Raw genomic sequence first — 26,093 nt, forward strand, 5'->3', positions numbered from 1 at the left:
TTTCATACATAGACTAATATCATAATTCACAAAAGATTATGAGGAGATGACCCTAATGAATTATCGGCAGCAAGGACAAGGCTTGTACATCCCGCCCCCTGGCATTCCCGGCGGAGGTGCTCCTGGCGGCGGATTCCCTGGCGGAGGATATCCCGGCGGTGGATTCCCTGGCGGCGGGTTCCCTGGCGGCGGCTTTGGCCAATTTGAACAAAGACTTAACCGCCTTGAGAGACAGGTAGAAAGACTAAACAATCAAATCGACCGGCTTGACCGAAGGATCGACAGAATCGAGCGCCGCCTCGGTATCCGGGAAGACAGCCAGCAGTTTTACTATTAAGATGAATTATAAAAAGATGGCCTTCAGTTATGAAGGCCATTTTCCTTATTAGACGGGCAGCCTTAATTTACGCTTAATCCTGGTAACCCTGTCCCCAAAGAGCCTGTCTACCAATTTAGTACGCAAACCCAGGTAGAAGTACACTCCCGCACCCACCAGTGCAGAAATGGCAATAATCACAATCGACTGGAACTTTGAAGCGGGAGACAGGAACTGGACAAGCATCTCATAGAATGCAGCCGTTACACCTGCCATCAATCCTGAAAAGACAAGGATAAGAGTAATCCTTCTGGCTACAAATCCCATTGGATACCTTGCGAATTTTTTGATTACATATATGTTGATAAGAATAGCTGCCAAATAACCTATCGCAGTGGAAATTACAGCACCTTGCGTTTCAAAAAGCTTAATCATTGGAATGTTAAAAGTTAGCTTCACCAATAATCCGGTCAATAAACTTAAAATCGTGAAACGCTGTTCGTTTATTCCTTGAAGGATGGCCGCAGTGACGGAAAAAAGGGCAAACAGAATCGCTACTGGCGCGTAGCTGGTCAACACTTCTGTTCCAAGGTTATCATGTGCATAGAAAACAGTATACATAGGTTCTGCAAGCAGTGAAATGCCAATAGCTGCAGGCACCGTCAAGTACATGAGGACCTGGAACGTCTGGTCTAACTGCCTCCTCATCCCTTTTCTATCGTTTTCTGTGAATGCTTTGGTGATGCTCGGTACCAGTGTCAATGAAAAAGCCGTAGCCAGAGATACTGGAATGATCACCAGCTTATGTGTTTCAAAATTTAATACTGAAAAAGCAGAGCTTGCTTCATTTGAACTAAAGCCGATCGATGTCATCGCTTTAGTGAATGTCATCATATCTATGAATTGGAACAGCGGATTGGCAATCCCTACGAAAACAAATGGTGCTGCATAAAGCAAGATTTCCTTATAAATATCTTTTAAGGAAATATCCATAGTTTTCTTATCTTCCTCAAGAAGCTTATCTAGATGAGGTTTCCGCTTCACCCAGTACCATCCAAGCACACCCAGACTCCCAAGCGCCCCGATAAATGCTGCAAATGTAGCCACACCAACTGCTGTGACCATATCCCCCTCGAAAATATTCAATACTGCGTATGCCCCTGCCAGCACAAAAACTATCCGTACAATTTGCTCTACAACTTGCGATACAGCAGATGGACCCATTGATTGATGACCCTGGAAGAAACCCCGGATCAAGCTCATGAATGGAACAACGATCAAGGCAAAACTCACTGCACGAATCACCGTTGTAACATCCTCGGATGTAATTTTTACATTTTCATCACTGCCCTTTTCAATAACCATTTCGGCAAGACCCGGTGCTGTCAAATACATGACCAAAAACGCCAGAATGCCTGTCGCGAGCATTACGACAACACCAGACTTGAATAATTTCCTGCCTACCGAATATTCTTCAAGAGCATTATATTTTGCAATGAATTTAGAGACAGCGAGCGGAACCCCTGCTGTAGCTATGCTTATGAAAATCGTATACGGAATATAAGAAAACGAGTAAAGAGCAGTTCCATACCGGCCTACAATCGCGAAAAAGGGAATAACATAAAACAACCCAAGCACCTTTGATAAAATCGTGCCAAGTGTCAATATGAACGTCCCTCTTAAAAGCTTAGATGACATATAATCCCTACTTTTCAATCTATAAAATAAAATCGGTTTACAAACTTGTATTTTACCATAAACACAATCCCACACCGTGATATTTATCAACAGATACAGAAATTCCCTGCATCCCCGCTGCAGAATTCCTGCATTCCCTAGTTTACTCCTTCTTCAACTGGACTGCCAGTTTTTCAGGCTGGATATGTTTGAATTTCTCATTCGTGGCAATGTTTTTAATGAAGAGATGCATTATAATAAGAAAAGTGCACAACAGCAATTAAAAAAGTGAAACGAAAAGTTGGTGAAGCAATGAAATACGATGTAATTGTTCTTGGCGGCGGACCATCCGGGCTGATGGCTGCGATTGCTGCTGGCGAGCAGGGTGCTAAAGTGCTGCTCATCGATAAAGGGGACAAGCTTGGACGTAAACTCGCGATTTCCGGGGGAGGACGCTGTAATGTGACCAACCGTCTTCCAGTGGATGAAATCATTAAACATATACCCGGAAATGGGCGCTTCTTATACAGTGCGCTCTCCATTTTCAGCAATGAAGATATCATTTCATTTTTCGAAGGGCTAGGAATACAGCTTAAGGAAGAAGATCATGGCCGGATGTTCCCTGTCTCAGATAAAGCTCAATCTGTTGTCGATGCGCTTTTATCCAGGCTTGGAGATTTGAAAGTTGAAATTAAGACGAACACCCCTGTAGCGGATGTCCATTACATCGAGGGAAGAGCAGAGTCGGTTGAATTGAAGAATGGAGAAAGATTTTTTGCTGACAGTGTGATCATAGCCGTCGGCGGAAAATCTGTTCCACACACTGGTTCGACTGGCGATGGATATGCATGGGCGGAGAAAGCAGGCCATACAATTACTACCCTGTTCCCAACAGAAGTGCCTGTAACCTCTTCTGAGCCGTTTATAAAGGAAAAAGTTTTGCAGGGACTTTCTCTGAGAGGAATAGCACTCAGCGTCCTTAATCCAAAGGGTAAAGCATTGATTACTCACAAAATGGATATGATTTTCACTCACTTCGGCGTGAGCGGTCCAGCGGTCCTCCGCTGCAGCCAGTTCGTCGTCAAAGCGATGCAAAAATGGAACCTGAAAGAGGTCGTCATGTCACTCGATGCCCTGCCTGACATGAAAGAAGAAGAGGTCTTTCAGGAAATCAATAAACTGATAAAAGCCGAGCCGAAAAAAACAATCAAGAATCTGCTTAAAGGACTTTTGCCTGAACGTTATCTGATGTTCCTGCTAGAGCGCAATGAAATCGATCCAGCCATGCAGGGGGGCCAGCTCGGACATGAAAAAATCAGGAGTTTTGCGAAATCAGTCAAGCAATTCGAATTCAAGGTCAACGGCACACTTCCGCTTGATAAAGCCTTCGTCACCGGCGGCGGCGTCTCCGTTAAAGAAGTCGAGCCGCAAACGATGGCATCCAAGAAAGCAGAAGGACTTTATTTCTGCGGTGAAATCCTCGATATCCACGGGTATACAGGTGGCTACAATATCACCTCGGCACTTGTCACAGGCAGGCTCGCCGGAACAAATGCAGCTCAGTTTGCTCTGCAAAAATAACATAGAAAACTTAGTGTCCGTCATCATTTTGATGATGGACACTTTTTTAGTATTTTTGCTGGTTTATGTCCGTCATGGCGTTGATGATGGACACTTTTTCAGTTTTCTCACTGGTTTTTGTCCGTCATGACAGTGATAATGGACACTTTCTTAGTTTCCCACTGTTTTTTGTCCGTCATGCTCCCTCATGGCGGACATTATACTATTTCTCAACTCTCGTTTCTGTCCGTCATGGTTAATCCACATAAAAACAGAGCCTGAGGATTTCTCAGGCTCTGTACACAACCATGGCTGAAAAGCAGTAGATCTGCTCTTCATCCTCTTCTTCGGGTATGACGGCGACATTGTATTTAATGTCCACTAGCTTTTTTTCATCAAGCTTCTGTAAGAACTGGTTCATGTCCTGTTCTAAGTCTTTTTCATGTTCATGATCAAACATTCTGACCTGGATCATGGTAAGTCTTCCTTCCTTCCTTTTTACCATCCATTCTGGCCAGATTTTCAGAATTTTATAATTATGGTCGTTTTGTTTCTCCGCCCCAGCTCATCATGCCGCCAACCATATTGCGGACTTTGTATCCTTGTTCGTTCATATAATGGCAGACATTGCCGCTGCGTGCACTTGAACGGCAGATGAAGATGTATTCCTTGTCCTTGTCGAATTCATTCAGTCTTTCAGGAATTTCGCCCATAGGAATATGCTTAGCTCCCGGTATCATTCCAGATTCAACTTCCTCATGCTCACGTACGTCGACCATTTCAAGCTTTTCCCCTGCTTCCAGTTTCTGTTGAAGCTCTTCAGTTGAGATTGTCTCAATTTTATTCATTAGTCATTACCTCCAATTTTAAATAAAGTTGATCCATATTAAAGGATTCAATACCATATTGTATTTTCCCCTATTTATTATATAGAAACTCTGTTTACATTACAAAGAATAAACCTAATGGGGTATTTAAGAATTGCCTAAAAAAGGGCCGTCATTAAACGACCCTCTTAAACAAGGTATTAGTTAGCGACAATATTGACAAGCTTCCCAGGTACCGCAATGACTTTGCGGACTGTTTTGCCGTCGATTTGTTCTTTAACGATATTGTCGTCCATGGCGATTTGCTCAAGAGTTTCCCTGTTTGCATCTGCAGGAACCATCATCTTCGCCTTGATTTTTCCATTCACCTGGACAACAATTTCTACTTCGTCGTCAACAAGTTTTGCTTCATCGTAAGCTGGCCATGCAGCATATGTGATTGACTCACTGTGGCCAAGCTTAGCCCACAGTTCTTCTGCGATATGCGGTGTAATCGGTGCCAGCATTTTCACGAAACCTTCCACGTATGCTTTTGGAAGCTCCTCAGCCTTATAGGCCTCATTGATGAATACCATCATTTGAGAGATGGCTGTGTTGAAGCGAAGTCCTTCATAATCTTCTGTTACCTTTTTCACTGTCTGGTGGTATACCTTTTCAAGGTTCTGATTGTCAGAATCCTTGATTTTAGTGCTCAAGCCGCCGTTTTCGTCGATAAACAGACGCCAGATGCGGTCAAGGAAGCGGCGTGATCCATCAAGGCCGTTGGTTGACCAGGCAATGGATGCTTCAAGCGGTCCCATGAACATTTCATAAAGACGAAGTGTATCAGCTCCATGGCTCTCAACAATCTCATCAGGATTGACGACATTGCCTTTAGACTTACTCATCTTTTCGTTATTCTCACCAAGAATCATGCCTTGGTTGAAAAGTTTCTGGAATGGCTCTTTCGTGTGGACAACGCCTACATCGTATAGAACCTTGTGCCAGAAACGAGCGTAAAGCAAGTGGAGTACCGCGTGCTCCGCTCCTCCAATATAGATGTCAACAGGAAGCCATTGCTTTAATTTTTCCTTATCAGCAAGTGCCTTGTCGTTCTTCGGATCGATATAGCGCAGATAGTACCAGCAGCTGCCACCCCATTGCGGCATTGTATTCGTTTCCCTGCGGCCTTTTTTGCCTGTTTCAGGGTCCACAACATTCACCCAGTCATCGATATTGGCAAGTGGGGACTCCCCTGTGCCAGAAGGCTTGATATCCGTCGTTTTAGGAAGAACTAAAGGCAACTGGTCTTCTGGAACGGCTGACATTGTGCCATCTTCCCAGTGGATGATTGGAATCGGCTCACCCCAGTAACGCTGGCGGCTGAACAGCCAGTCGCGAAGGCGGTAAGTGACCTTCTTCGTCCCAATTTCTTTTTCCTCAAGCCATGCAATCATCTTGCCGATGGCCTCTTCCTTGTTCATGCCGTTAAGGAATTCAGAGTTAACGTGATCACCGTCGCCAGTATATGCTTCTTCCTGGACGTTTCCGCCGGCCACGACTTCCTTGATTTCCAAATCGAACTTTTTAGCAAACTCATAGTCGCGCTCATCATGCGCAGGAACGGCCATGATTGCACCTGTTCCATATGATGCAAGAACATAGTCGGCAATCCAGATCGGCATTTTGCCGCCGTTTGCTGGATTGATCGCATAAGCCCCTGTGAAGACACCAGTTTTGTCTTTCGCTAAATCTGTACGCTCAAGATCGCTCTTGCTCTTGATTTCATCGATATATTTTTCAACAGCAGCCTTTTGCTCAGCTGTTGTGATTTTATCCACCAGCTGGTGTTCTGGTGCAAGCACCGCGTATGTTGCGCCGAAAAGTGTATCCGGGCGAGTTGTGAACACAGTGAATGTGCCCTCATGTCCTTCGATGTTGAAGGTGATTTCCGCACCTTCTGAACGGCCGATCCAGTTGCGCTGCATATCCTTCAGGCTCTCCGGCCAATCAAGCAAGTCTAAATCCTCAAGCAGGCGGTCTGCATACTCAGTGATCTTAAGCATCCACTGTCTCATCGGACGGCGCTCAACCGGATGTCCGCCGCGCTCACTTTTTCCATCTATAACTTCCTCGTTTGCCAAAACAGTTCCAAGTGCGGGGCACCAGTTAACCGCTACCTCATCAATATACGCAAGGCCTTTTTCATAAAGTTTTAGGAAAATCCACTGCGTCCACTTGTAGTATTCAGGATCAGTCGTGTTGACTTCTCGGTCCCAGTCGTATGAAAAACCTAACGCCTTAATCTGGCGGCGGAACGTGTTAATGTTTTTCTCTGTGAACTCTGCCGGGTCATTACCAGTGTCCAGTGCATATTGCTCTGCCGGCAGCCCGAAAGCATCCCAGCCCATTGGATGAAGGACGTTGAAACCCTGCATCCTTTTCATGCGTGAAAGGATATCAGTCGCTGTGTAGCCTTCCGGGTGGCCAACGTGAAGTCCGGCACCAGATGGATACGGGAACATATCAAGCGCATAAAACTTCTCTTTCCCTTTATCTTCAGTTGTTTTAAATGTTTTGTTTTGTTCCCAATGCGATTGCCATTTTTTCTCGATTTCCTGATGGTTAAAACTCATCGTAACTGTCCTCCTGTTTGGTTTAGATTTATTTTAGCGGATGGATTTTTTCCAGAAAAATAAAAAACTCCCGCCCCTGTAAAAGGGACGAGAGGTTATGTATGATCTCCCGCGGTACCACCCAAATTAGTGTGTAACACTCGCTTCATTCATCCTTAACGCGGAAAACGGCAAACGCTACATGTTTGTTCACGTCTGCGACTCAAAGGCGAGTTCATGATGGATCCTGTCTGGCTTGCACCGGCCGCCAGCTCTCTAAATCAGGTTTTACACCACTACTACTCCTTGTCGAAGTCTTTCGTTATGAATATAGAGTTATTGTAATAAAATTCCCTCCCGGATGCAAGCGGGGATGGAATAAATGATTATGGAAAGTAGTTTATGAATGTTCTATAGGATTTGTGTAGGAATAATACCTTGTTTTATGGACACATTTTTGGAAAAAATCGTGCGGAATTTCCAGTTCGCGGAATCATGCTGGAATTTCGCGGAATCCACTGGCACTTTCGCGGAATTATGGTGAGTTTTCGCGGAATAAACCTAATATATCGCGGGATTCCCCCGTTTTTCTCATAACGAAATAATCTCCATGTATAAATAAAGGATTTTCAGCTGCGATAACGAATGTATTTGGTAAAACTTAATATGGAGTGATGCAAGTGATCGCAAAATATCGCACGATCCCCATGGAAATCCTCATTTATGAAGCCATTACCCGCCGTTTGCCTGATCACCACCCTCGAAAACCAGAATTCCTATCGAAATTAAACCGATGGAAAGCAGGATACAAGGGGGAAAAAGAAGTAGATTACTATCTTTCCCTTTTTCCCGACGACGACTTAACAATTTTTCAGTACCTCAGGCTCCCCCACCATAACGGTCATTTCCAAATAGATACTTTGATCGTCAGCGCCTGGTTTATAGCAGTCATCGAATCAAAAAATTTAGCAGGCACAATTGAACTCGACCCTGAATTGGATCAATTGCTCCAAAATTCCGAAGGTGTAGAGAAGGCGTATAGCAACCCGATTTTACAAGCAGAAATCCAAAGTTCCCACCTCGCCAAGTTGCTTCTCAAACATCAACTTCCACTGCCTCCGATCGAGGTTTTTGTTACCATCAGCAATCCCCAGACGATTATCAAAAATCCTGCCCACAATAAAGAAGTAACCCATAGACTATGTCGCGCAGCAAGAATCCCTTTCAAGATATCCACTTTAAAAGCAAAGCAAAATAAAGAAAAACTGACAAAGAAGGATATTAAAAAAGTTACCAGGCTGTTGCTCAAACTACATGAACCATTCATCCCCGACCCCAAATCACTGGATAATCCCCAGGATCTTATCACCGGTGTCCAGTGTCCCCATTGCAGCGTTTTTAGGATGGAGCGCATTCACGGGACCTGGTTATGCAAAAATTGCGGCAAGACATCAAGAGACGCTCACAAGGCTGCTGTGAAGGACTATTTTCTTTTGTATGGTCCTGTTTTAACCAATATCCAATTGAGGAAATTCCTCCATATTAATTCAGAGGATACTGTCACTCGAATCCTCCATTCTATGGATCTTCTCATTACCGGCACCACCAAAAACAGAACCTATTCCCCTCCAAAAGATTTTTTCAGCTGACCAACTTAATATAGTACTATAAAAGTAAAAAGTTAGAGGAAATGAGGCGGGCCATATGAAGGTGACGTTGTTTGCGACTTGCCTGGTTGATTTGTTCCAGGGCAATGTTGGAAAAGCGACGGTCGAATTGTTGGAGCGGCTTGGCTGCGAAATTGATTTTCCGGAATCCCAGGTTTGCTGCGGGCAGCCAGCTTTTAACAGCGGGTATGTAAAAGAAGCGAAAGCAGCGATGAAGTCAATGATCGATGTGTTTGCTCATGCCGAATATGTAGTCTCCCCATCCGGTTCATGCATTACGATGTTCCATGAGTATGCCCACGTCTTCAAGGGAGACCCGGTCTGGGAACCGAAAGCCCGTGCACTGGCAGCTAAATCGTATGAATTGACGCAATTCATTGTCGATGTTTTAAAAACCGAAGATGTCGGGGCTAAGTTTGAAGGAAAGGCAACCTACCATACCTCCTGCCACATGACCAGACTGCTGGGTATAAAAAAGGCACCTATGATTCTTTTAAACAATGTAAAAGGGCTTGAAATCACCGAGCTTCCCGGCAAGGAGCAATGCTGCGGTTTCGGCGGTACTTTTTCCGTAAAAATGGCGCAAATTTCCGAACAGATGGTGGACGAAAAAGTGATGCATATCGAAGAAACGGGAGCGGACTATTTGATTGGCGCAGACGCCGGCTGCCTGATGAACATAGGCGGCAGGATTGACCGTCAAGGTAAGCCAATCAGGGTGCTGCATATCGCTGAAGTTTTGAACAGCAGGTAACGTTTCGATTTGCTATTGGAATGAGCAAATAAAAGTATAGATTACTAAGAATATAACGTCTCGTTTTTACTTGAATTTGTAGTAGCAAAATCAAGCTTGAAATCACTAAAATTGCATCATCAAAACATCGTTATAAAACACTCAGATTGCATGAGCAGATGAAGCTGCTGCCATCCGAATTTCTGATTAAAGGAGGGATTCACATGCCAATGAAAATCGGAGCTGACGACTTTAAGGAACGTGTGCAAACCGGCATCCATGACTCTTTCATGCGTGGGGCGGTTGCGGGTGCCCAGGAACGGATGGGGACACGCAGGCAGGATGCTGCAGATGAACTTGGCAATTGGGAGGAATGGCGGAACCACGGTGAGGAAATTCGCCAGCATGTCCTGGAGAACCTGGATTTTTACCTGGAACAGCTCAGTGAAAATATTGCCAGCCGCGGCGGCCATGTTTTCTTTGCCCAGACTGCTGAAGAGGCTACGGATTACATCAAAGATGTCGTCAGAAAAAAGAATGCGAAAAAAGTAGTCAAAGCCAAATCGATGGTGACGGAGGAAATCAATCTTAACTCCACTCTTGAACAAGCGGGCTGCACAGTGGTCGAAACAGATCTTGGAGAATATATTCTCCAGGTTGATGATCATGATCCGCCATCGCATATTGTCGTACCGGCTTTACATAAAAACAAGGAGCAAATCAGGGATGTTTTTGCCAGAAAACTCGGCTACCAGAAGACAGAGAAGCCGGAGGAGCTCGCATGGCATGCCAGGGAAATGCTACGGCAGGAATACTTGACTGCAGATATCGGCATCACTGGATGCAATTTTGCCGTGGCTGAAACTGGATCGTTTGCATTGGTGACCAATGAGGGAAATGCCGATCTTGTTACTTCGCTCCCAAAGACACAAATTACCGTGATGGGGATGGAGAGGCTGGTCCCGACGTTCGACGAACTCGAGGTCCTTGTCAGTCTTTTGACCAGAAGCGCGGTTGGCCAGAAACTGACGAGCTATATCACCGTCCTGACAGGTCCGCGCGAGGAACTGGATGTCGACGGCCCTGAAGAATTCCATCTGGTGATTGTTGATAATGGCCGTTCAAATATACTGGGCACAGAGTTCCAGCCTATTTTGCAATGCATCCGCTGTGCAGCTTGCATTAATGTTTGTCCAGTTTACCGCCATGTCGGCGGCCATTCCTATGGATCGATTTATTCCGGACCAGTCGGTGCCGTGCTTTCTCCGCTGCTCGGCAGGTATGATGATTACAAGGAGCTCCCGTATGCCTCGACCCTGTGCGGAGCGTGTACGGAGGTTTGTCCGGTAAAAATTCCGCTCCATCAGCTTTTGCACAAGCATCGGCAGGTCATCGTAGAACAGGAAGGCAAAGCACCGATCTCTGAAAAGCTTGCCATGAAGGCATTCGGACTTGGAGCCGCCTCCCCGATGCTTTACAATTTCGGCTCTAAGGCAGCCCCGGCGGCGATGACTCCTTTTACTGCCGGTGATAAAATTTCAAATGGTCCCGGACCTTTGAAGGCCTGGACAGAAATCAGAGAATTCCCTGCTCCTAATAAAGAACGGTTCCGGGACTGGTTCAAAAACAGGGAAAAAGGAGACGGTGAATCATGACAGGGACTATTCAAAACCGTGAAGCATTTCTAAACAATGTAGCCAGCTCATTAGGCAGAAGCCGGCGACCAAACGGGGTCAATGTTCCAAAATGGAAGCACCGTCCTCAGGATGAGGTTTTAAAAAATGCCACTTCTGATGAACTGATTGAAGTCCTGAAGAACCAGTGTCTGAAAATCCATACTAGTTTAGTCATGTCAGATACTAAAAAACTGCCAGAAACCTTGAATGAGGTAATACAGAGTTATGGCGGCGGTCCAATCGTTACCTGGAAGGACAGCCGGTTTACAGAGTGGGGCCTGACCCCTATGCTTAATCAGGAATTCGAAGTGTATGAATGGGATTACCTAAAAGGCGAAGAAAATATCCGTGTAGCAGAGAAGGCAAATGTCGGTCTTACCATTAGCGAGATGACTCTTGCTGAATCTGGCACAGTCGTCCTGTTCAGCGACAAAGATAAAGGGCGGACTGTCAGCTTCCTGCCGGCCACTTATATTGCGCTGGTTCCCAAAAGCACAATCGTGCCGCGAATCACCCAGGCAGCACAAAAACTTAGAGAAAACCATCTTTCCGGTAAAAGAGTCGCACCCTGCATCCACTTCATTACCGGTCCAAGCAATTCAGCCGATATCGAGCTGAACCTTGTCGTTGGAGTGCATGGACCGGTGAAAGCTACTTATATTGTAATTGAAGATTTGTAAAAAAAACGGGCCGACTTCCAAAAAGGAAGATCAGCCCGTTTTTTTATTGAATCGTATAGCCGCCATCAATGACCGCCGCCTGGCCGGTGATTCCTTTCGCAGAATCACTGGCAAGGAAAAGCACATAATTGGCGATTTCTTCGACAGCCAGCAGGCGTTTCTGCGGTACAAGCGGGAAAATAACTTCTTCAAGAACTTTTTCCAATGGGACATTCCTTGTGTCCGCAAGGCTTGATAGCTGATTGCGAACTAACGGAGTATCGACATACCCCGGGCAGACTGCGTTTACTGTTATTCCGTGCTGTGCTGTTTCAAGTGCTGCCACCTTTGTCAGCCCAATGACCCCATGCTTGGCACTATTGTATGCTGCTTTCCCAGCAAAACCCACCAGCCCATTAATCGACGCCATGTTGATTACCCGGCCAAAACCCTGTTTTTTCATGACTGGCAGTACATACTTTAATGCGACAAAAGGTGCTGTCAGCATGACCTTGATCAACAGCTCAAATTTTTCGGTAGGGAAGTCTTCGATCATCGAAACATATTGCAAGCCTGCGTTATTGATGAGAACATCGACACTGCCAAAGTGATCGACACATTTCACTACTGCCTTTTCGATGTCTTTTTCATTTGTAACATCACATTTCAAGCCAAAAGCTTCATGTCCTGATTGCCGCAGGCTCTCGGCTGCTTTTTTTACAGCGCCTTCTTGTAAGTCTGTCAAAAAAACCTTCCCGCCCTGTTCAGCAAAACTTTTTCCAATCTCAAACCCGATCCCCTGGGCGGCCCCGGTGATCAAAAGAACCTTATCCTTTACCATTATGTGTCTCCTTTCGTTAAATACCTAATCCAAGTGAGAAAAGAACAATCGCAATTGCCACACCAATCGCCGGCACAATGACAGTTACTGCTGCAACAGGATTATACGCGTCCTGATGGGACTCGCCACAGATGGCACGGACAGTGGTGACAACATAGCCATTATGCGGCAATGAATCTAGTGCTCCGGAGGATATTGCCGCTACCCTGTGAAGCGCTTCAGGATTGACCCCCATATCCAGATAATGCGGAGCAAGCAGTGGCAGAGCGATTGCCTGACCGCCGGAGGCAGACCCTGTCATCCCGGCAATGACACTGACGGCAATCGCCGCACCGATCAGGGGGCTTCCCGGAATATTGGTCATTGTATCAACAGCTACCTGGAAAGCTGGAACGGCTTTCGCGACACCGCCAAAGCCTACAACCGCAGCTGTGTTGCCGATGGCAATCAGGGCACCCATTGTTCCTTCTGAAAGGGCCTCCCAGAAATTTTTGAAATACTTGCGATTTAACAAATAAGCAGATACCACTCCTCCAAGCAGGGCAATAATAAGGGCTGATTGCTTCAATGAATCATGGAAGACGAATGAGATGACCAATACCACAACTAATGGGATAAGCCCCATAAGTGGATGTGGCAGTTCTCGTTTTTCCATTGTTGGATCCGTCTTTCTGGCTTCAAATTTTTCTCCTTTTGCGATGGCCTTTGTAATCATCCGTTTCAGCCACCAGTATCCAAAAATCATCATAAAGACAGCAACAATGGCACTGACTTCCCAGCCTGCAAGCGGAGAAGTATTAAGGAACTCAATTGGAATCCAGTTCTGGATTTCCGGAGAACCAGCAGATGTCATCGTAAAAGTAACAGAACCAAAGGCAAGTGCTGCAGGTATAAAACGCCTTGGCAAGTTGGCCTGCCTGAACAAGCTCAGTGCCATTGGGTATACTGAAAATGCTACAACGAATAAGCTTACGCCTCCATATGTCAATATTGCACAGGCAGCGACAATTGCGAGCACCGCATACTTCATTCCCAATTTCTGTACAATGAATTCGGAAACGCTGTCAGCTGCTCCGCTGTCTTCCATGACCTTGCCGAAAATGGCCCCAAGCAGGAACATCATGTACCAGGACGTTACAAATCCAGAGAAGCCGGCCATGTAGTTGCCGACAAAGTTGGCAGCTCCTTCCTCAGCCAGCTGCGGAAACAATGGCATACCACTAAACACAGCAACAAACAACGCAGAGATCGGTCCGACAATTAGCAGATTCATTCCCCTCATCGTCAGATAAATTAATAAAGCCAGACCGCCAATCAATCCAATCATACTCAGCATTTCTTTTCCCCCTTGTTATTTAAAATAAAAAACAACCAGAACTGCCCTCCTTTTTTATTGATAACGCTTACATAAATGGTAAATAAAATTGCTGTTTATCTTTAATGCAACTTCCGTGCCAACTTTTTAAACACGTCTATTTCTGGGTTTATTCTGAATTTTCAGTTGTCTTAATCCGGATTTCTGGACAATAGTATATTTGTCCGTTTTAAAATTAATAGATTATGAAGGTACTTACCTGTCCAGCACTTGTTGTTTTTTTACCATTTACACAGTAGATAACTTTTCATAAAATACTAGAAAAAAAGAAAGTCCGAAAATCCGGATATCATTCCGGATTTTCGGACTACAAGAGGTCGTGTTTATTGAGCTTATCATAAAGTGTGGATCTGCTGACGCCAAGTTCGTTGGCTGTAAGTATCTTGTCACCTTGATTTCTTTCCAGGCTTTGCTTCAGCACCCATTTTTCTGTTTCCTCCATAATATCCTTAAGCTTTTTATTGTTGAACCGGTAAATGGCGTTTTGCGTCTGCATGTAATCCGGCAGTGATTCGAGAGTGATCTGCTCCCCTTTGGTCAGGTGGACCGCCGCCTCAATAATATTTTCAAGCTCACGGATATTTCCCGGCCAGCTATAGGATTTCAATACGGCCATCACTTGACGGTCAATTCCAGCAATCCGCTTACCCAGCCGGTTGGTGACTTTGTTTATAAAATGATCGATTAAAAGCGATAAATCCTCGGCGCGTTCCCTTAATGACGGGACGCTGAATGGAACGACATTTACCCGGTAAAACAAATCCTCCCTGAACCGCTTCTCCTCAATCATCTTTTCAAGCGGCCGGTTCGTGGCCGCAATGATACGTACATTCACCGATACAGACCTGGTCGAGCCAATCGGCTCTATCTCACCGTCCTGCAAAGCGCGCAGCAGCTTGACCTGCATGCTCAATGGCATATCACCGATTTCATCCAGGAAAAGCGTTCCTCCGTCGGCCAGCTGGAATTTTCCTTTTTTGCCGCCCTTTTTTGCTCCGGTAAACGCCCCTTCTTCATATCCAAAGAGCTCCGATTCGAGAAGGTTTTCCGGTATCGCTCCACAGTTGACCTTGATGAACGGTTTCTGGCTTCGGCTGCTGAGCTGGTGGATGCTGTGTGCAAAAAGCTCCTTTCCTGTACCGCTTTCTCCCCTGATCAGGATAGAAATATCGCTGTTTGATACCATTTTTACTTTTTCTTTCAGATTGATAATTTGCTGGGATTCTCCCAATATATCATCAAGCGTGTATTTAACGCCTGAATCAATTTTTTGGATGTAAGGCTGCATCCTTGTAATCAGACTTTTGACATGGCTGTCCATTTTCATCCATTCTTGAGTATCCCTGAAAAACACTGTCCCGAACGCAGCAATGACTTCACCGTTTTTGATAATTGGCACCCTGTTAGCAATCATATAATTACCTTTGATATATTGCAGGTCCGCAAGTTCCTCCTTGCCTGTCTTGGCGACAATATGCATCCTTGTATTCTCAATCACTTCGGTCACATGCCTGCCAATCGTTTCTTCTCGGTTTACCTCAAGGAATTCGCAATAATTGTGATTGATATAAATGATCCTTCCTTCCCTGTCAACGACGACCAGCCACTCAAACGCGTTCTCGACAATGGTTTCAATGATATCTGCGGGTATATGTAATAGCTTCGTATTCATCCTTGTCCCCTGTTTTTTCTTTTGATTTTATCATACTTTTCAGAAAATAAATGAACACAAAATAAAAAGCACCCAACTGAGTGCTCTTCCTTACATCAACTGCATTGTGGTAATGCAGGTATTATCATTTTTAAAAGTGGAGATTTCCGCTTCTGCTTTTTTTCCGTTATGTTCGATCAAAACGGTATACTTTTGATCTCTAGGAAGCCACAGGTCGATAAATCCATTGGCCTGTGATTTTATTTTCTCATCGACAATCACTTTGCCATCCATATCCTCAATATAAACATCAAACTCTTCCTCAACCATCTCACCTTGACAACCTGTCAAGCTATGATTCGTTCAAGGATGGGTTTCATTTTCATAAGGAGCGATCGAGACAAAGAAATCTTCACCAGATAGATCGTAGACTTTCTTTTCTCCTTCACTGTCGGCGACCATCAGTTCATGTGAGGTGATGGAGGCATTGTCGCCCTTGATCTTGCCCGAGCTGTAATCACTCACCAATTCCTTGATGTTTTGCTGTTGTTTTTCAGGTTCTGCCGTTTTTTCGCCGCTATTGCACCCAGCCAGTAAACCGGCAGCCAATAAGGCCATTCCGAGGAGTTTAAATTTCAACCCCATTCACCTCCTTGTCTTTCAAACTATGGTTATATTATAAACTCATAGTCCTATCATAGAGTGAAAATATGCATTTTTTATCGAGAAAAAATGCATAAATTGTGTCATAAAAAAGAAGCTGAACAATGTGAGCAGCTTCTCTCATGTATTACGCGCTTGCAGCGACCTTATGTGCTTCTTTCAATTTCCGGTCGTATATTACGGTTGTGAAAATCCCGATGAATATGATTGCTATCAGTATCGCAAATAACATCGACATGCCGTACAGGTCGACAAGGATTCCGCCCATGAGCGGACCGACCATCCTCCCGCCGGTTGCTGTGCTGTTGACGATCCCCTGATAAAAGCCTTCGCGCCCCTTTGGAGCCAGGTCATTCGCGATGGTAGGCACTGCTGGCCAGATCAGCATCTCGCCAACGGTCAGTATCACCATTCCAGCTACAAATCCAGAAAAAGCCTGAGCCCCAGCCGCGACAGCATACGAAACCATGAAGATAACCATCCCGATGATGATTTGCAGCTTCATTTTATTCTGGAACGGCTTAATCAGTCGGTTGACAACTGGCTGCCCAAGGACGATCAGGGCACCGTTGATTGTCCAGAGTATGCTGTACTGGTTCAGGGAGATATTCAGCTGTTGGGTATAAGCGGCAATTGTTGTTTGCCACTGTACGTAACCGACCCAGCAAAGCAAATAGCCGACTGACAGGATCAGCAGTGCATAAAGCTTGGTATGGCTTTTGACCGCTCCGTTTTCCTGAAGGACGTTCGTTTGCGCCGCCGCACGTGTATTGATGCTGCGGTAGCCAAAAACCGCAATCATCATGAAAATCAGGTACATGGCTGCGTTCGCCATGAATATTAACTGGAACGAGTAGGATGCTACAAGTCCGCCTAGCGCGGCACCAACAGCGACCCCAAGGTTCTGGGCCACGTAGATAGCGTTGAATGCTTTCCTGCCGCCTTCCTTCCAGACCGATCCAGCCATCGCATACATCGCCGGAAAAACAATTCCCGAGCCAAAACCAACCAGGGTCAAAAAGAAAATATACTGCGGCCATCCGGACCAAAAGGTCAATCCCATCAGTGCCAGAATCGTAATGCCGATTCCGAGAATGATAGACTTGTAACCGCCAATTTTATCAAAAAGGCTTCCGCCAAACAGATTGCCGATGACACTGGCTGCAGAATTAAGCATCAGTACGATACCCGCAACGGACAGTGACTTGCCTAAATGTTCATGTATATAGATTGTATTCAAAGGCCATAAAAAAGAGGAACCAGTAACATTGACTGCCATCCCGATAATTAAAAGCCACAAGGCTCTAGGCATGAAAAACGCCTTCTTTCACTGATTAATTTGCGAATGTCAAAGTAATTTTAGAGGTTTTTATCTAGGGTTGCAATAGGAATTTCTAATGGAATTTGAAGTTTAAATTTTCTATTTCTTTGGGGGTTTGACTGGAAAAATAGTTTAATTTTTTCCAGTTCGCGGAATTACATGCCATTTTCGCGGAATCGCGCGCTGGTTTCGCGGAATAAACTGCTATTTCCGCGGAATTATCGGGTAGTTTCGCGGAATAAAAGATGTCTGAGCAGAATATAGCGGGGATGGACGGAGGATTCTTAATGTTTGCTGCATGCATTACTGGATTCTTCTACTGTTTTTTCTGAAATGCAGCTATTTTTGGCAGTCAAAGGCTAAGCTCCAGATAACATGTCAGATTTGAACATGGAATAATTGACACCCATCCACTTTTCTGCAAAACTAAAGAAAACACCGTACAAAGTACCATTTGCACAGTGTTTTCCTATTTATCTATTCTCTAAATGTACTATTCTCTATTTTTTCGGAGCTGGCTGTTGTGCCGGGAAGTAACTGTTGACTGCTTTGTCTTTCTTCTTGAAGTTATCTTTTTCGTCGTAAACAGCCTTCTTCACTTTTTCAATCTCCGTTTTGACTTCTTCCAGGTTTACACCTTTCTTGGTCAGTTCTTCGATGGCAATATTGATTGCTGCGTTCGATTCTTCAATGGAAACCCTCAATGAATCCATAGCTCCCTGCGGATTATGGAATCCTGCCGAACTTTCAGCCGCTACGATATCCCAGAACCATTGTCCTTTTCTGATATGCTCCTGAGCCTGCTTGATTTTTTCTTCGCTTACTCCTGATGTGATCATTTTATTCACATAATAGTGTGAGGTAATTGAAATATCCTCAGCCTTATGAAGGGCTTCCATATGTGTATCCTGGATACCGATTACACGTTCTTTCAGCTCTTCCATATCCCTGTTGGTATGGCAGGTTGCGCATGATTGATCCATAGTCTTCAGTGGCGATGTCCACCAGTGTGAGCTGATTTTCTTTTTGCCGTCTACCCTGTCATATGGCATGTGACAGTCTGCACATGTGACGCCAGCTTCGCCATGCGGACCTTCGATATGGGTCTCAAAATCAGGGTGCTGGGATTTTAGCATTGGCGTTCCCGAGATATTGTGCACCCAGTCCTTCTCGAAGCCTTTTTCTTTGGCGGTAGTTTCATAGTATTCATACATGTCTTCCGGCTTGAAGCCATTTGCCCAAGGAAAAGTAACTTCCCCGTTATCAGCTGCAAAATAGTATTCTACGTGACACTGCCCGCAGACGTAGTTCCTCATGTCATTTTTCGTTGGGTTGGACATGTCGATGCCCTGAGATTCCATAGCTTTGATGAAGCTAGGTCGGGTGACGCGCAAATCCATGGTCTGCGGGTCGTGGCAGTCTGAACAGCCGATTGGTGAGTGTCCCATTGCTTCTGCTTTCGGCCAGATGTCTTTGTTAAAATTGCCGCTCCAGTAGTCATCGCCCATTTCCTCAATCATATGGGGAACAGCAGTCGATTTACATGTCAGACATGAACCGATTGACTTGTCTGTAATACGAGCAATTGCCCGGATATCCTCATTTGCATAGATATGGCCGCGGTCCTCGTTATACTCTGTGGCAAACCCGTAGCCGTTAAAAAGAACAGGCAAATACGGTTCCTTATCATGGTCAAACTTGCTTCGTTTGACGGAACCGCTGTATTTGGTGTCCTCCATTTTTTCATTTTGTTTATAGCTGTCATATTGAAGCGGGAAAAGATCCTTGAATGCCTCATTGCTGATTTCATCTTTGCTTAGCCCCGTTTTCAGCTCACTGGCTGAAGTTGCTTTTTCATCTGAACTGGAGCAGCCTGTTATGATGAGCATGACAGCCGCAAGGAGCAAATAGGCCCAGCGGAAATTTCTAGCCATTGTTCATCGTACCTCCTTTTTTCTCTAAAAGCTCGCCTGGTTTAGGCGGTTTAAAATAATCCTCTGTCTTGAAGCCTTTGCCATGCGGCACTGCCTGGTGACAGCTTGAACAGCTGTCTTTTGCATCATGCGATACATTATCCAGTGTGTTTTCATGGCAGCTGATGCAGTTTCCATTTATGACTTCGTCAGAGCTTCCTGTTGCATGGAGCACCTTGGGTATTTTTGCTTCCCCCAGTGTATTGAAATACACATGCGTCATGCCTGCTTTTGCCTTATAGGTATATTTTTTGACCATATTCTCGTGCGGCAAATGGCAATCCCCGCAGGCCAGGCCGGCGTGATTGGAATCAGAAAATGAGTCATGGACTTCTGTCATGATGTGGCAGCTTGAACAAAACTCCGGTGAATCCGTATAAGCCAGCGTCTTGACAGTCACGACAGAAACAATGATTCCAGCAAAAACACCAATGAATAACAGCATCTTCTTGTCTATCCCCAACAGCTTTTTCAGCATCTTTTTCACCTTTTTCACCTCCCTCATCGCAATCTACTAAAGGCTGCTGCAAAACAGTCTTATTAAAACACAATAGTGCTTTAACCAAGGTCAAGGTGATGTTTTTTCCTGGATGATCGCTATTAAATCATCCTTCGTTGTGGGGCCGGAGAAGCGTTCAACTATGATTCCGTTTCCGTCGACGATGATGGTCTCAGGCTGACCGATCACGTTGTATTCTTTTGATATCTCTTCTTTTGTATCCAGTAAATAAGTAAGCTTTGAGCCGCTTTCGCCAATGTATTTTTCCATCCGTCTTTTCGATTCGCCTTTGGCAAGGATCAATAGCTTTGCATCCTTATACTCTTTGCCGAATGCTTCAAGTTCAGGCGCTTCTTCAATGCATGGCGCACACCAGGTTGCGAAAAAATTCAGGACCACCGGCTGGCCTTTAAAATCGGAAAGCTTATAGGTGTTGCCATCGATATCCTGAAGCTCAAAATCGATGGCCTGGTCACCAGCCTGTGCGGATGTCTTCCCGCCCAGACCGCTGACCAAAAAGCCTAGGAGTCCCAGAACGGCAGCGATCACGATAACCGGAACAATTTTTTTGAGCATCTTCATCACCCGCTTTTAAAAATCTGAGTTCCATTCTTCAAGTAGTTCGATTTCTTTCTTCAGCTGCTTCTGGCGTCGGCCAAGCACGAGTACATAACCTGCAATCAAAGTCCAGATCACTGTATAACCCATGAATAAGTAAGTCATTTTCTATTCCTCCTTTATAGTTAACCCGCAAGCTTTTCCATTGCTTTTAATTTAGCCTTTTTGACGACATGCCTCATTTTCTCAATCTCGATTCCTTTGCGCATCAAGAACGCGTAGAGCAGGGTAATCGTAAAAATGGAGAACAGCAGTGCGACGAGCATATCAGGTTCAATCCCGCCCCCTGACTGGCTTTTCCCTTCCCCGAACACGATTGGGTGAAGCTTCGTATTCCACCAGCGAATGGCCATGAAAACGATCGGGACATTGATGACGCCAACGATGCCAAAAACAGCTGACAGCCTTGCGATTTTTTCCATTGAACCGTCCATCTTGCGGACGAACAGATAAGCAACGTAGATGAACCAGAGAATCAGGGTTGTAGCGAGGCGCGGTTCCCAGGTCCACCATGTATTCCAGCTTGATTTTCCCCAGATCATCCCGGTAATCAATGTAATCGTGGTGAACAGGACGCCGATTTCGGCAGAGATTCCTGCATTGATATGGTGCCGCAGTTTCGGTTTGATCAGCACCCTCACACTGTAATATCCAACGACACCGAAAGCGAGGAAGGCTACCCAGGCACTGCCAACGTGGAAATAAAATATTTTCTGGGTAACACCCATCATTTTTTCAACTGGCGACCAAATAAAAATCAGATAAAGTGCAATAAAAAATGACGGTATCAACGTAAACAGCAAGATCCGGTCGATCATGCCCGTATTCCTTTTCATCAAGACCCCTCCATAATAAATTCGAATAAGAAAAAGCACGCTGCCAGGAACAATAAATCATAAGCGGCCATCAACCTGATCCAGGACGCCGCATCGGCGATCATTTCATTTTCCAGAACGATTCTCGTCGCCTGTACACCTGCAATCAGCAGCGGGCTTAAAAGCGGCAGCAGCAAAACTGGCAAGAGCATTTCACTGTTTTTGGCGTTTGCCGACAGTGCTGCAAGGAATGTGCCGACAATGATGAAGCCCAGTGTTCCGATGACGACAATAAGGATGAACCAGCTGATTTTCCCAAGAAAGCGATAGTCGAACAGCAGGAATAGAACCGGGATGCTTACAAGCTGAACTGCCGTTACGAGTATAAAGTTCGCTAAAACCTTTCCGAGATAGATGCTTGAAGGATCGATTGGTGCAGAGCGCAATCCAGTCAATGCATCGTTTTCATGCTCAGACAGAAAGGATCGATTCAGTCCAAGAATCCCGGAAAACACGGTGATCAGCCAGACAAGGCCCGGAATGACAGCCTTCACCATATTGTTCGTCGGATCGAAAGCGAAGCTAAAGATAAGGACCACCAAACTGGAGAAGATGACCATCATCCCGATCGTCTGCTTCGTCTTGATCTCATTGTTAAGGTCTTTGCTGGCAATCGTCCATGCATCTCTAATGATTGACATCATGAGCTTTTCACCTCTGCCTCGTACCACTGCTTCATCTCAGCGAGGGTAACATCTTCTCCAAGCTGCCTGGCAGCGATGATTCTCCCTTTCTTCAGCAGGGCTGCCCTGTCAGCAAGTGCATGTACTTGTTCAAAGTCATGAGAAATGATGAGAATCGATGTCCCGCTGTCCCGTTTGTTTTTAATGATTTGATTCAATAGTGCAACCGCCTCCTGGTCGAGTCCGGTGTGCGGCTCATCAAGCATCAGAATTTCCGGGTCAGGCAGCAGCACTCTGGCAATCGCCAGCCGCTGCATCATTCCCCTTGAGAACGACCTGATTGGCATATCCCTGAAGAGGTAAAGACCGACTTCCTTCAAAAGTTCATTTGCTTTCCTGTCAAGGTCTTTCACCTTGTAAAGCTTACCGTAAAATTTTAGATTCTCGAGCGGGGACAGGTTATTGTACAGAAATGATTCATGACCTAAAAAGCCAATTCGCTGCTTAATCTGTGCTGAGTTTTTCTTAACCAGCTTTCCATCAAGCAGGATGTCCCCGCTGGTTGGCTGCAGCAATCCGACCGTACATTTGAAAAACGTACTCTTCCCTGCACCGTTAGGCCCTATTACTGCGAGGATTTCCCCTTTTTCCAAAGTAAGGGTGATGTTTCGCAATATCAGCTTATCCCCCAGCATCTTGGTCATTTTTCTTAATTCCAGCATGGTCCCCAACTCTTTCATCAAGTGTATTGTTCCAGTTCCTTGTTTACCTCGGTTAATTGGCGATGGTACTCGAGCTTTCTATTGTTAAACGTTTCTTCAGTAATTTCTGCTGAGACCAGCCTGCCTGGAAGTCCGGCAAGTTCTTCCTCGATCACTTTCTTTCTTAGTAAAAGGTGCCTGAACAACTGCTCCTCCTCTGTGTCTTCGGGTGCCGACCGATTTTTTCTTTGATAAAACCAATTCAGCGTAACCACTGCTCCAAAAAATATCAGCACAAAATGGGGATTCAACAGGTTCAAACCAGGAGCCGCCAGCCAGAAATTCACGAGCCATTCAGGATGATAGGCAGGTGCCATTCAACTCACCCCTTCTGCTGGCGAAGCTTCTTCAGTTCCCTGAAAATTTCTTCTTCCGCTTCGTCAGCCTTCAGTTTTGCTTTCCCTTTTGGCAGCGTCTTTTTCCCTGATGTGAGCAATTTTGTTTCTTCCTTTAACATTTCAGCCGCAAGGAGGTGATAATCCTCTTTCATCTTTTCAAAATCCTCACGGGTGATTTTCTTCATTAAAAAGTCCATTTCCAGCTCATTCACTGCGCTATACACCTGCTCAAGCGTCAACCTTTCACCATCTGCCTCCAAACCTTCGTTCCGCACTTCGGCTGACGAGAAGAAAGGTGAAATGATGAAGTAGAAGCAAGTAATGATAACGAGTGATCCAATTATTAAAAATACATACTCCATTTTGATCAGCTCCTAGAAAAGCTTCCGGCGCTCTTCGTCAAAAGTTTTTGATGCGATTTCCCTCTCGATTTCGGAATTCCATCCTGCCTTGTCTTCAACCTTTATTTCCGCCTTTTTGATGGTCAATTTCCTTAGCCAGAATCCGACAATCACACTTCCAATGCCGAAACCTGCAGCCGGCATTCCCCAGGCAATCCAGCCGCTCGTGCCGCCGCCCGGTGTTCTCAAGGCGGCCTGCCCGTATTCCTCTACATAAGATTGAATGATTTCCGGTTCTGACTTGCCCCCATTCAGCATTTCGACCACTTCATCGTAATAAACCTTCTTCACCGAACAGGTGGACAGTTCATGGTCCGCATGTCCCTGCATATCAAGCTGAGAGATGATGTGCTTGAATTCCTTTGAATTGTAAGTGAAAGCTGTAGTGATTCCTGGAATCACGATCAGCAACAGGAGTGTCGTCATCATAATCCTCTTTTTCATCCCCATCACCTTCCAACCTTCGGAATCGCCTTATTAATCTGGTAACGGAATGCAGTCGGCCGGCCGCCTGCGAGCGCAAATGCTGTGCCGATGACCATGATGATGCCGCCTGCCCAAATCCAGCTGACGAATGGATTCACTTTTACCATGAAAGTGACTTTGTCTTTGTTCTCCCAAGAACTGAGTACCACGTATAGGTCCTGGCTCCAGTTAGTCTTGATCGCTACTTCAGTCGACGGCTCGGGCCATGTCTCATAAAAGATTTTTTCCGGCTTGATTTTGCCGATGTCTTTGCCTTTATAAGTCACATCCAAATCCGCTTCGACAACGCCATTTCCGTTTTTCATATGTTCAGTAAGCTCGTTGAATTTCAGGCTGTATTCGCCAATCTTGATGCTGTTTCCGGAATCTACCGTTTTCAATATTTCTGTTGAGTAGGAGTGAGAAGAAATGACCCCCACCGCAATGACCGCGATACCGATATGGACGATATATCCGCCATACCGGCGCTGGTTTTTCACCGTCAGCTTGAAAGCAGCCTTCAGAATATTTTCCCTGGTTGCTTTCCTTCTTGCATTGATACCTCTTGCGAATTCAAGTACATGTGTACCGAACATAAAGCTTGTTGCCGATAATCCAATGATGGCGTAAATACCCTTGATGCCAAAAGCGAGCAGGATGATTGCGGTCACCACCCCCATTACTAGCGGCCAGAGCATGTTTTTCATGAATTTTTCAAGTACTGCTTTTTGCCAGGCAATGAGAGGACAGATTCCCATCAGCACAATCAGCACCAGTAAAATCGGGGCCATTACTTTATTAAAATAAGGCGCTCCCACATTGACCTTTGTTCCGGTGAAGGTTTCTGAAATCAGCGGATACATCGTGCCCCAGAAGACAGCGAATGCTGCTGCCACCAGGATCAAGTTGTTCAGAAGGAAGCTGCTTTCCTTTGAAAAGTAAGCTTCAATTGGGCTGCTTTCTTTCTTGATCAGTCCGTATCTGGTCATGACGATATAGAGTGAAAACAGCATCATGAACGCCATGAACACCAGGAAGTAAGTTCCCAAATTGCTGTCGCCAAAAGCATGGACACTAGTCAGGATGCCGCTTCGCACCAGGAAAGTACCGAACAATGTCAGGATATAAGATAGGATGATCAAACTTACATTCCACGTCTTCAGCATGTTCTTTCTTTCCTGAATCATGACCGAATGCAGGAAGGCCGATACGGTCAGCCACGGAAGGAAGGAGGCATTTTCAACCGGGTCCCATGCCCAGTAGCCGCCCCAGCCAAGCTCAAGATATGCCCACCAGCCGCCGATGACATTTCCAAGTGTCAGGAACAGCCATGCCAGCAAAGTCCATCTCCTTGTCAGCTTGATCCACTCTGAATCCATTCTCTTCAGGATCAGTGCGGCAATCCCGAATGCAAATGGTACCGCCAGTCCGACATACCCCATATAAAGCGTTACAGGATGGAGAATCATCCCGGGATTTTGAAGCATGGGATTGAGCCCTTTTCCATCAGCCGGAATCTTATCGGTCATTTCAAACGGGTTGACATTCAGTGCCATGACCGTGAAAAAGAACAGGATATTAAGCATCAGGATACTAGAGACATATGGCATCATCGGATTCCTTTTTTCTTTTGAAAAAACAACCATTGCCGCATAGATAGATAAAAGGAAGGCCCACAAGAGCAGCGATCCCGCATTTCCAGCCCAGAAGGCTGTCAGCTTATAAGCCATTGGCAGACTTTCGTTTGTATAAGATGCTACATATTTATATTGGAACTGGCTGGTTCCAAGCAGATATAACAGCAGGAAGGATGCGATGCTCGAAACAAAAGCGAGTGAGAGTACTGCTCCTCTGGCACTTTCAAGCCATTTGCTGCTTTTCTTCCTAATCCCAGCCATATTGGCAATGATTCCATAAAGCGCAATCACGATCCCGAGATAAATTGAGATATTGCCGATCAAATACATACAGATAACCACC

Annotated in this window: 26 protein-coding genes and 1 other annotated feature; of the genes, 6 read left to right on the top strand and 20 right to left on the bottom strand. The window is 45.4% G+C overall.

The annotated features are described in order from the left end of the window. Positions 1 to 55: 55 nt before the first annotated feature. Positions 56 to 337 (top strand): hypothetical protein, encoded by a 282-nt coding sequence (locus B5X77_RS22440; RefSeq protein ID WP_079510117.1) that lies wholly within the window; start codon positions 56 to 58, stop codon positions 335 to 337. A gap of 48 nt (positions 338 to 385) precedes the next feature. Here B5X77_RS22440 and B5X77_RS22445 read toward each other — a convergent pair whose 3' ends face one another. Continuing rightward, complete coding sequence (locus B5X77_RS22445; protein WP_079510118.1) at positions 386 to 2,014, bottom strand: putative polysaccharide biosynthesis protein; 1,629 nt, start codon at positions 2,012 to 2,014, stop codon at positions 386 to 388. 291 nt (positions 2,015 to 2,305) lie between these two features. On the opposite strand from B5X77_RS22445, the gene B5X77_RS22450 reads away from it, so the two are divergent. Then, positions 2,306 to 3,574 carry a BaiN/RdsA family NAD(P)/FAD-dependent oxidoreductase gene (locus tag B5X77_RS22450; RefSeq protein WP_079510119.1) on the top strand — a complete coding sequence of 423 codons (1,269 nt, stop codon included), beginning with the start codon at positions 2,306 to 2,308 and terminating at the stop codon, positions 3,572 to 3,574. Positions 3,575 to 3,842: 268 nt separating this feature from the next. On the opposite strand, the gene B5X77_RS22455 is transcribed toward B5X77_RS22450, so the two are convergent. The 3 genes from B5X77_RS22455 to leuS form a co-directional block, all read right to left on the bottom strand. Continuing rightward, the gene (locus B5X77_RS22455) at positions 3,843 to 4,028 is read right to left on the bottom strand and encodes a sporulation protein Cse60 (protein WP_079510120.1); all 186 of its coding nucleotides are present in this window, start codon (positions 4,026 to 4,028) and stop codon (positions 3,843 to 3,845) included. Between the two features lie 61 nt (positions 4,029 to 4,089). Then, positions 4,090 to 4,401, bottom strand: a complete 312-nt coding sequence (locus tag B5X77_RS22460) for a rhodanese-like domain-containing protein (RefSeq protein WP_079510121.1) — start codon at positions 4,399 to 4,401, stop codon at positions 4,090 to 4,092. 179 nt (positions 4,402 to 4,580) lie between these two features. Then, positions 4,581 to 6,995 carry a leucine--tRNA ligase gene (gene leuS, locus B5X77_RS22465; protein WP_079510122.1) on the bottom strand — a complete coding sequence of 805 codons (2,415 nt, stop codon included), beginning with the start codon at positions 6,993 to 6,995 and terminating at the stop codon, positions 4,581 to 4,583. Between the two features lie 80 nt (positions 6,996 to 7,075). Then, positions 7,076 to 7,296: a binding site (T-box leader), on the bottom strand. Positions 7,297 to 7,654: 358 nt separating this feature from the next. On the opposite strand from leuS, the gene B5X77_RS22470 reads away from it, so the two are divergent. From B5X77_RS22470 to B5X77_RS22485, 4 genes are all read left to right on the top strand, one after another. Further along, positions 7,655 to 8,623 (top strand): nuclease-related domain-containing protein, encoded by a 969-nt coding sequence (locus tag B5X77_RS22470; RefSeq protein WP_176167404.1) that lies wholly within the window; start codon positions 7,655 to 7,657, stop codon positions 8,621 to 8,623. A 55-nt stretch (positions 8,624 to 8,678) separates the two neighbouring features. After that, positions 8,679 to 9,395, top strand: a complete 717-nt coding sequence (locus tag B5X77_RS22475) for a (Fe-S)-binding protein (protein ID WP_079510124.1) — start codon at positions 8,679 to 8,681, stop codon at positions 9,393 to 9,395. Between the two features lie 203 nt (positions 9,396 to 9,598). Beyond that, positions 9,599 to 11,029, top strand: coding sequence for a LutB/LldF family L-lactate oxidation iron-sulfur protein (locus B5X77_RS22480; protein ID WP_079510125.1), 1,431 nt, complete (start codon positions 9,599 to 9,601; stop codon positions 11,027 to 11,029). Further along, entirely contained in the window at positions 11,023 to 11,730 is a 708-nt protein-coding gene (locus tag B5X77_RS22485; protein WP_218970317.1) for a LutC/YkgG family protein, read from the top strand. The genes B5X77_RS22480 and B5X77_RS22485 overlap by 7 nt, the downstream gene beginning before the upstream one ends. 43 nt (positions 11,731 to 11,773) lie before the next feature. On the opposite strand, the gene B5X77_RS22490 is transcribed toward B5X77_RS22485, so the two are convergent. From B5X77_RS22490 to B5X77_RS22575, 16 genes are all read right to left on the bottom strand, one after another. After that, positions 11,774 to 12,550 (bottom strand): 3-hydroxybutyrate dehydrogenase, encoded by a 777-nt coding sequence (locus tag B5X77_RS22490; protein ID WP_079510127.1) that lies wholly within the window; start codon positions 12,548 to 12,550, stop codon positions 11,774 to 11,776. A gap of 16 nt (positions 12,551 to 12,566) precedes the next feature. Further along, positions 12,567 to 13,886, bottom strand: a complete 1,320-nt coding sequence (locus B5X77_RS22495; RefSeq protein WP_079510128.1) for a GntP family permease — start codon at positions 13,884 to 13,886, stop codon at positions 12,567 to 12,569. Positions 13,887 to 14,232: 346 nt separating this feature from the next. After that, complete coding sequence (locus B5X77_RS22500) at positions 14,233 to 15,597, bottom strand: sigma-54 interaction domain-containing protein (RefSeq protein WP_079510129.1); 1,365 nt, start codon at positions 15,595 to 15,597, stop codon at positions 14,233 to 14,235. 90 nt (positions 15,598 to 15,687) lie between these two features. Then, the gene (locus B5X77_RS23540; protein WP_257391876.1) at positions 15,688 to 16,215 is read right to left on the bottom strand and encodes a CueP family metal-binding protein; all 528 of its coding nucleotides are present in this window, start codon (positions 16,213 to 16,215) and stop codon (positions 15,688 to 15,690) included. Positions 16,216 to 16,366: 151 nt separating this feature from the next. Beyond that, a complete protein-coding gene (locus tag B5X77_RS22515) occupies positions 16,367 to 17,551 on the bottom strand; it encodes an MDR family MFS transporter (RefSeq protein ID WP_079510132.1) in 1,185 nt (394 codons plus the stop codon). A gap of 509 nt (positions 17,552 to 18,060) precedes the next feature. After that, complete coding sequence (locus B5X77_RS22525; RefSeq protein ID WP_079510134.1) at positions 18,061 to 19,494, bottom strand: ammonia-forming cytochrome c nitrite reductase subunit c552; 1,434 nt, start codon at positions 19,492 to 19,494, stop codon at positions 18,061 to 18,063. After that, positions 19,487 to 20,011, bottom strand: a complete 525-nt coding sequence (locus tag B5X77_RS22530; protein ID WP_079510354.1) for a cytochrome c3 family protein — start codon at positions 20,009 to 20,011, stop codon at positions 19,487 to 19,489. The genes B5X77_RS22525 and B5X77_RS22530 overlap by 8 nt, the downstream gene beginning before the upstream one ends. Before the next feature lie 90 nt (positions 20,012 to 20,101). Further along, positions 20,102 to 20,608, bottom strand: coding sequence for a TlpA family protein disulfide reductase (locus tag B5X77_RS22535; RefSeq protein WP_176167406.1), 507 nt, complete (start codon positions 20,606 to 20,608; stop codon positions 20,102 to 20,104). A 15-nt stretch (positions 20,609 to 20,623) separates the two neighbouring features. Continuing rightward, positions 20,624 to 20,755 carry a CcmD family protein gene (locus B5X77_RS22540; RefSeq protein ID WP_079510136.1) on the bottom strand — a complete coding sequence of 44 codons (132 nt, stop codon included), beginning with the start codon at positions 20,753 to 20,755 and terminating at the stop codon, positions 20,624 to 20,626. Between the two features lie 20 nt (positions 20,756 to 20,775). Continuing rightward, positions 20,776 to 21,486, bottom strand: a complete 711-nt coding sequence (locus B5X77_RS22545) for a cytochrome c biogenesis protein (RefSeq protein ID WP_079510137.1) — start codon at positions 21,484 to 21,486, stop codon at positions 20,776 to 20,778. After that, complete coding sequence (locus B5X77_RS22550) at positions 21,486 to 22,169, bottom strand: heme exporter protein CcmB (protein WP_079510138.1); 684 nt, start codon at positions 22,167 to 22,169, stop codon at positions 21,486 to 21,488. The genes B5X77_RS22545 and B5X77_RS22550 overlap by 1 nt, the downstream gene beginning before the upstream one ends. Next, complete coding sequence (gene ccmA / locus B5X77_RS22555; RefSeq protein ID WP_079510139.1) at positions 22,166 to 22,870, bottom strand: heme ABC exporter ATP-binding protein CcmA; 705 nt, start codon at positions 22,868 to 22,870, stop codon at positions 22,166 to 22,168. The genes B5X77_RS22550 and ccmA overlap by 4 nt, the downstream gene beginning before the upstream one ends. A gap of 17 nt (positions 22,871 to 22,887) precedes the next feature. Continuing rightward, on the bottom strand, positions 22,888 to 23,226 hold the full coding sequence (locus tag B5X77_RS22560) for a hypothetical protein (protein ID WP_079510140.1): 339 nt from the start codon (positions 23,224 to 23,226) through the stop codon (positions 22,888 to 22,890). Between the two features lie 5 nt (positions 23,227 to 23,231). Further along, the gene (locus tag B5X77_RS22565) at positions 23,232 to 23,609 is read right to left on the bottom strand and encodes a hypothetical protein (RefSeq protein ID WP_079510141.1); all 378 of its coding nucleotides are present in this window, start codon (positions 23,607 to 23,609) and stop codon (positions 23,232 to 23,234) included. 12 nt (positions 23,610 to 23,621) lie between these two features. Continuing rightward, the gene (locus B5X77_RS22570) at positions 23,622 to 24,092 is read right to left on the bottom strand and encodes a cytochrome c-type biogenesis protein CcmH (protein WP_176167407.1); all 471 of its coding nucleotides are present in this window, start codon (positions 24,090 to 24,092) and stop codon (positions 23,622 to 23,624) included. A 5-nt stretch (positions 24,093 to 24,097) separates the two neighbouring features. Next, positions 24,098 to 26,080 (bottom strand): heme lyase CcmF/NrfE family subunit, encoded by a 1,983-nt coding sequence (locus B5X77_RS22575; protein ID WP_079510143.1) that lies wholly within the window; start codon positions 26,078 to 26,080, stop codon positions 24,098 to 24,100. Positions 26,081 to 26,093 lie beyond the last annotated feature (13 nt).

It is taken from the genome of Mesobacillus jeotgali (assembly GCF_900166585.1).
In the GTDB taxonomy this organism is placed as follows: domain Bacteria; phylum Bacillota; class Bacilli; order Bacillales; family Cytobacillaceae; genus Mesobacillus; species Mesobacillus jeotgali_A.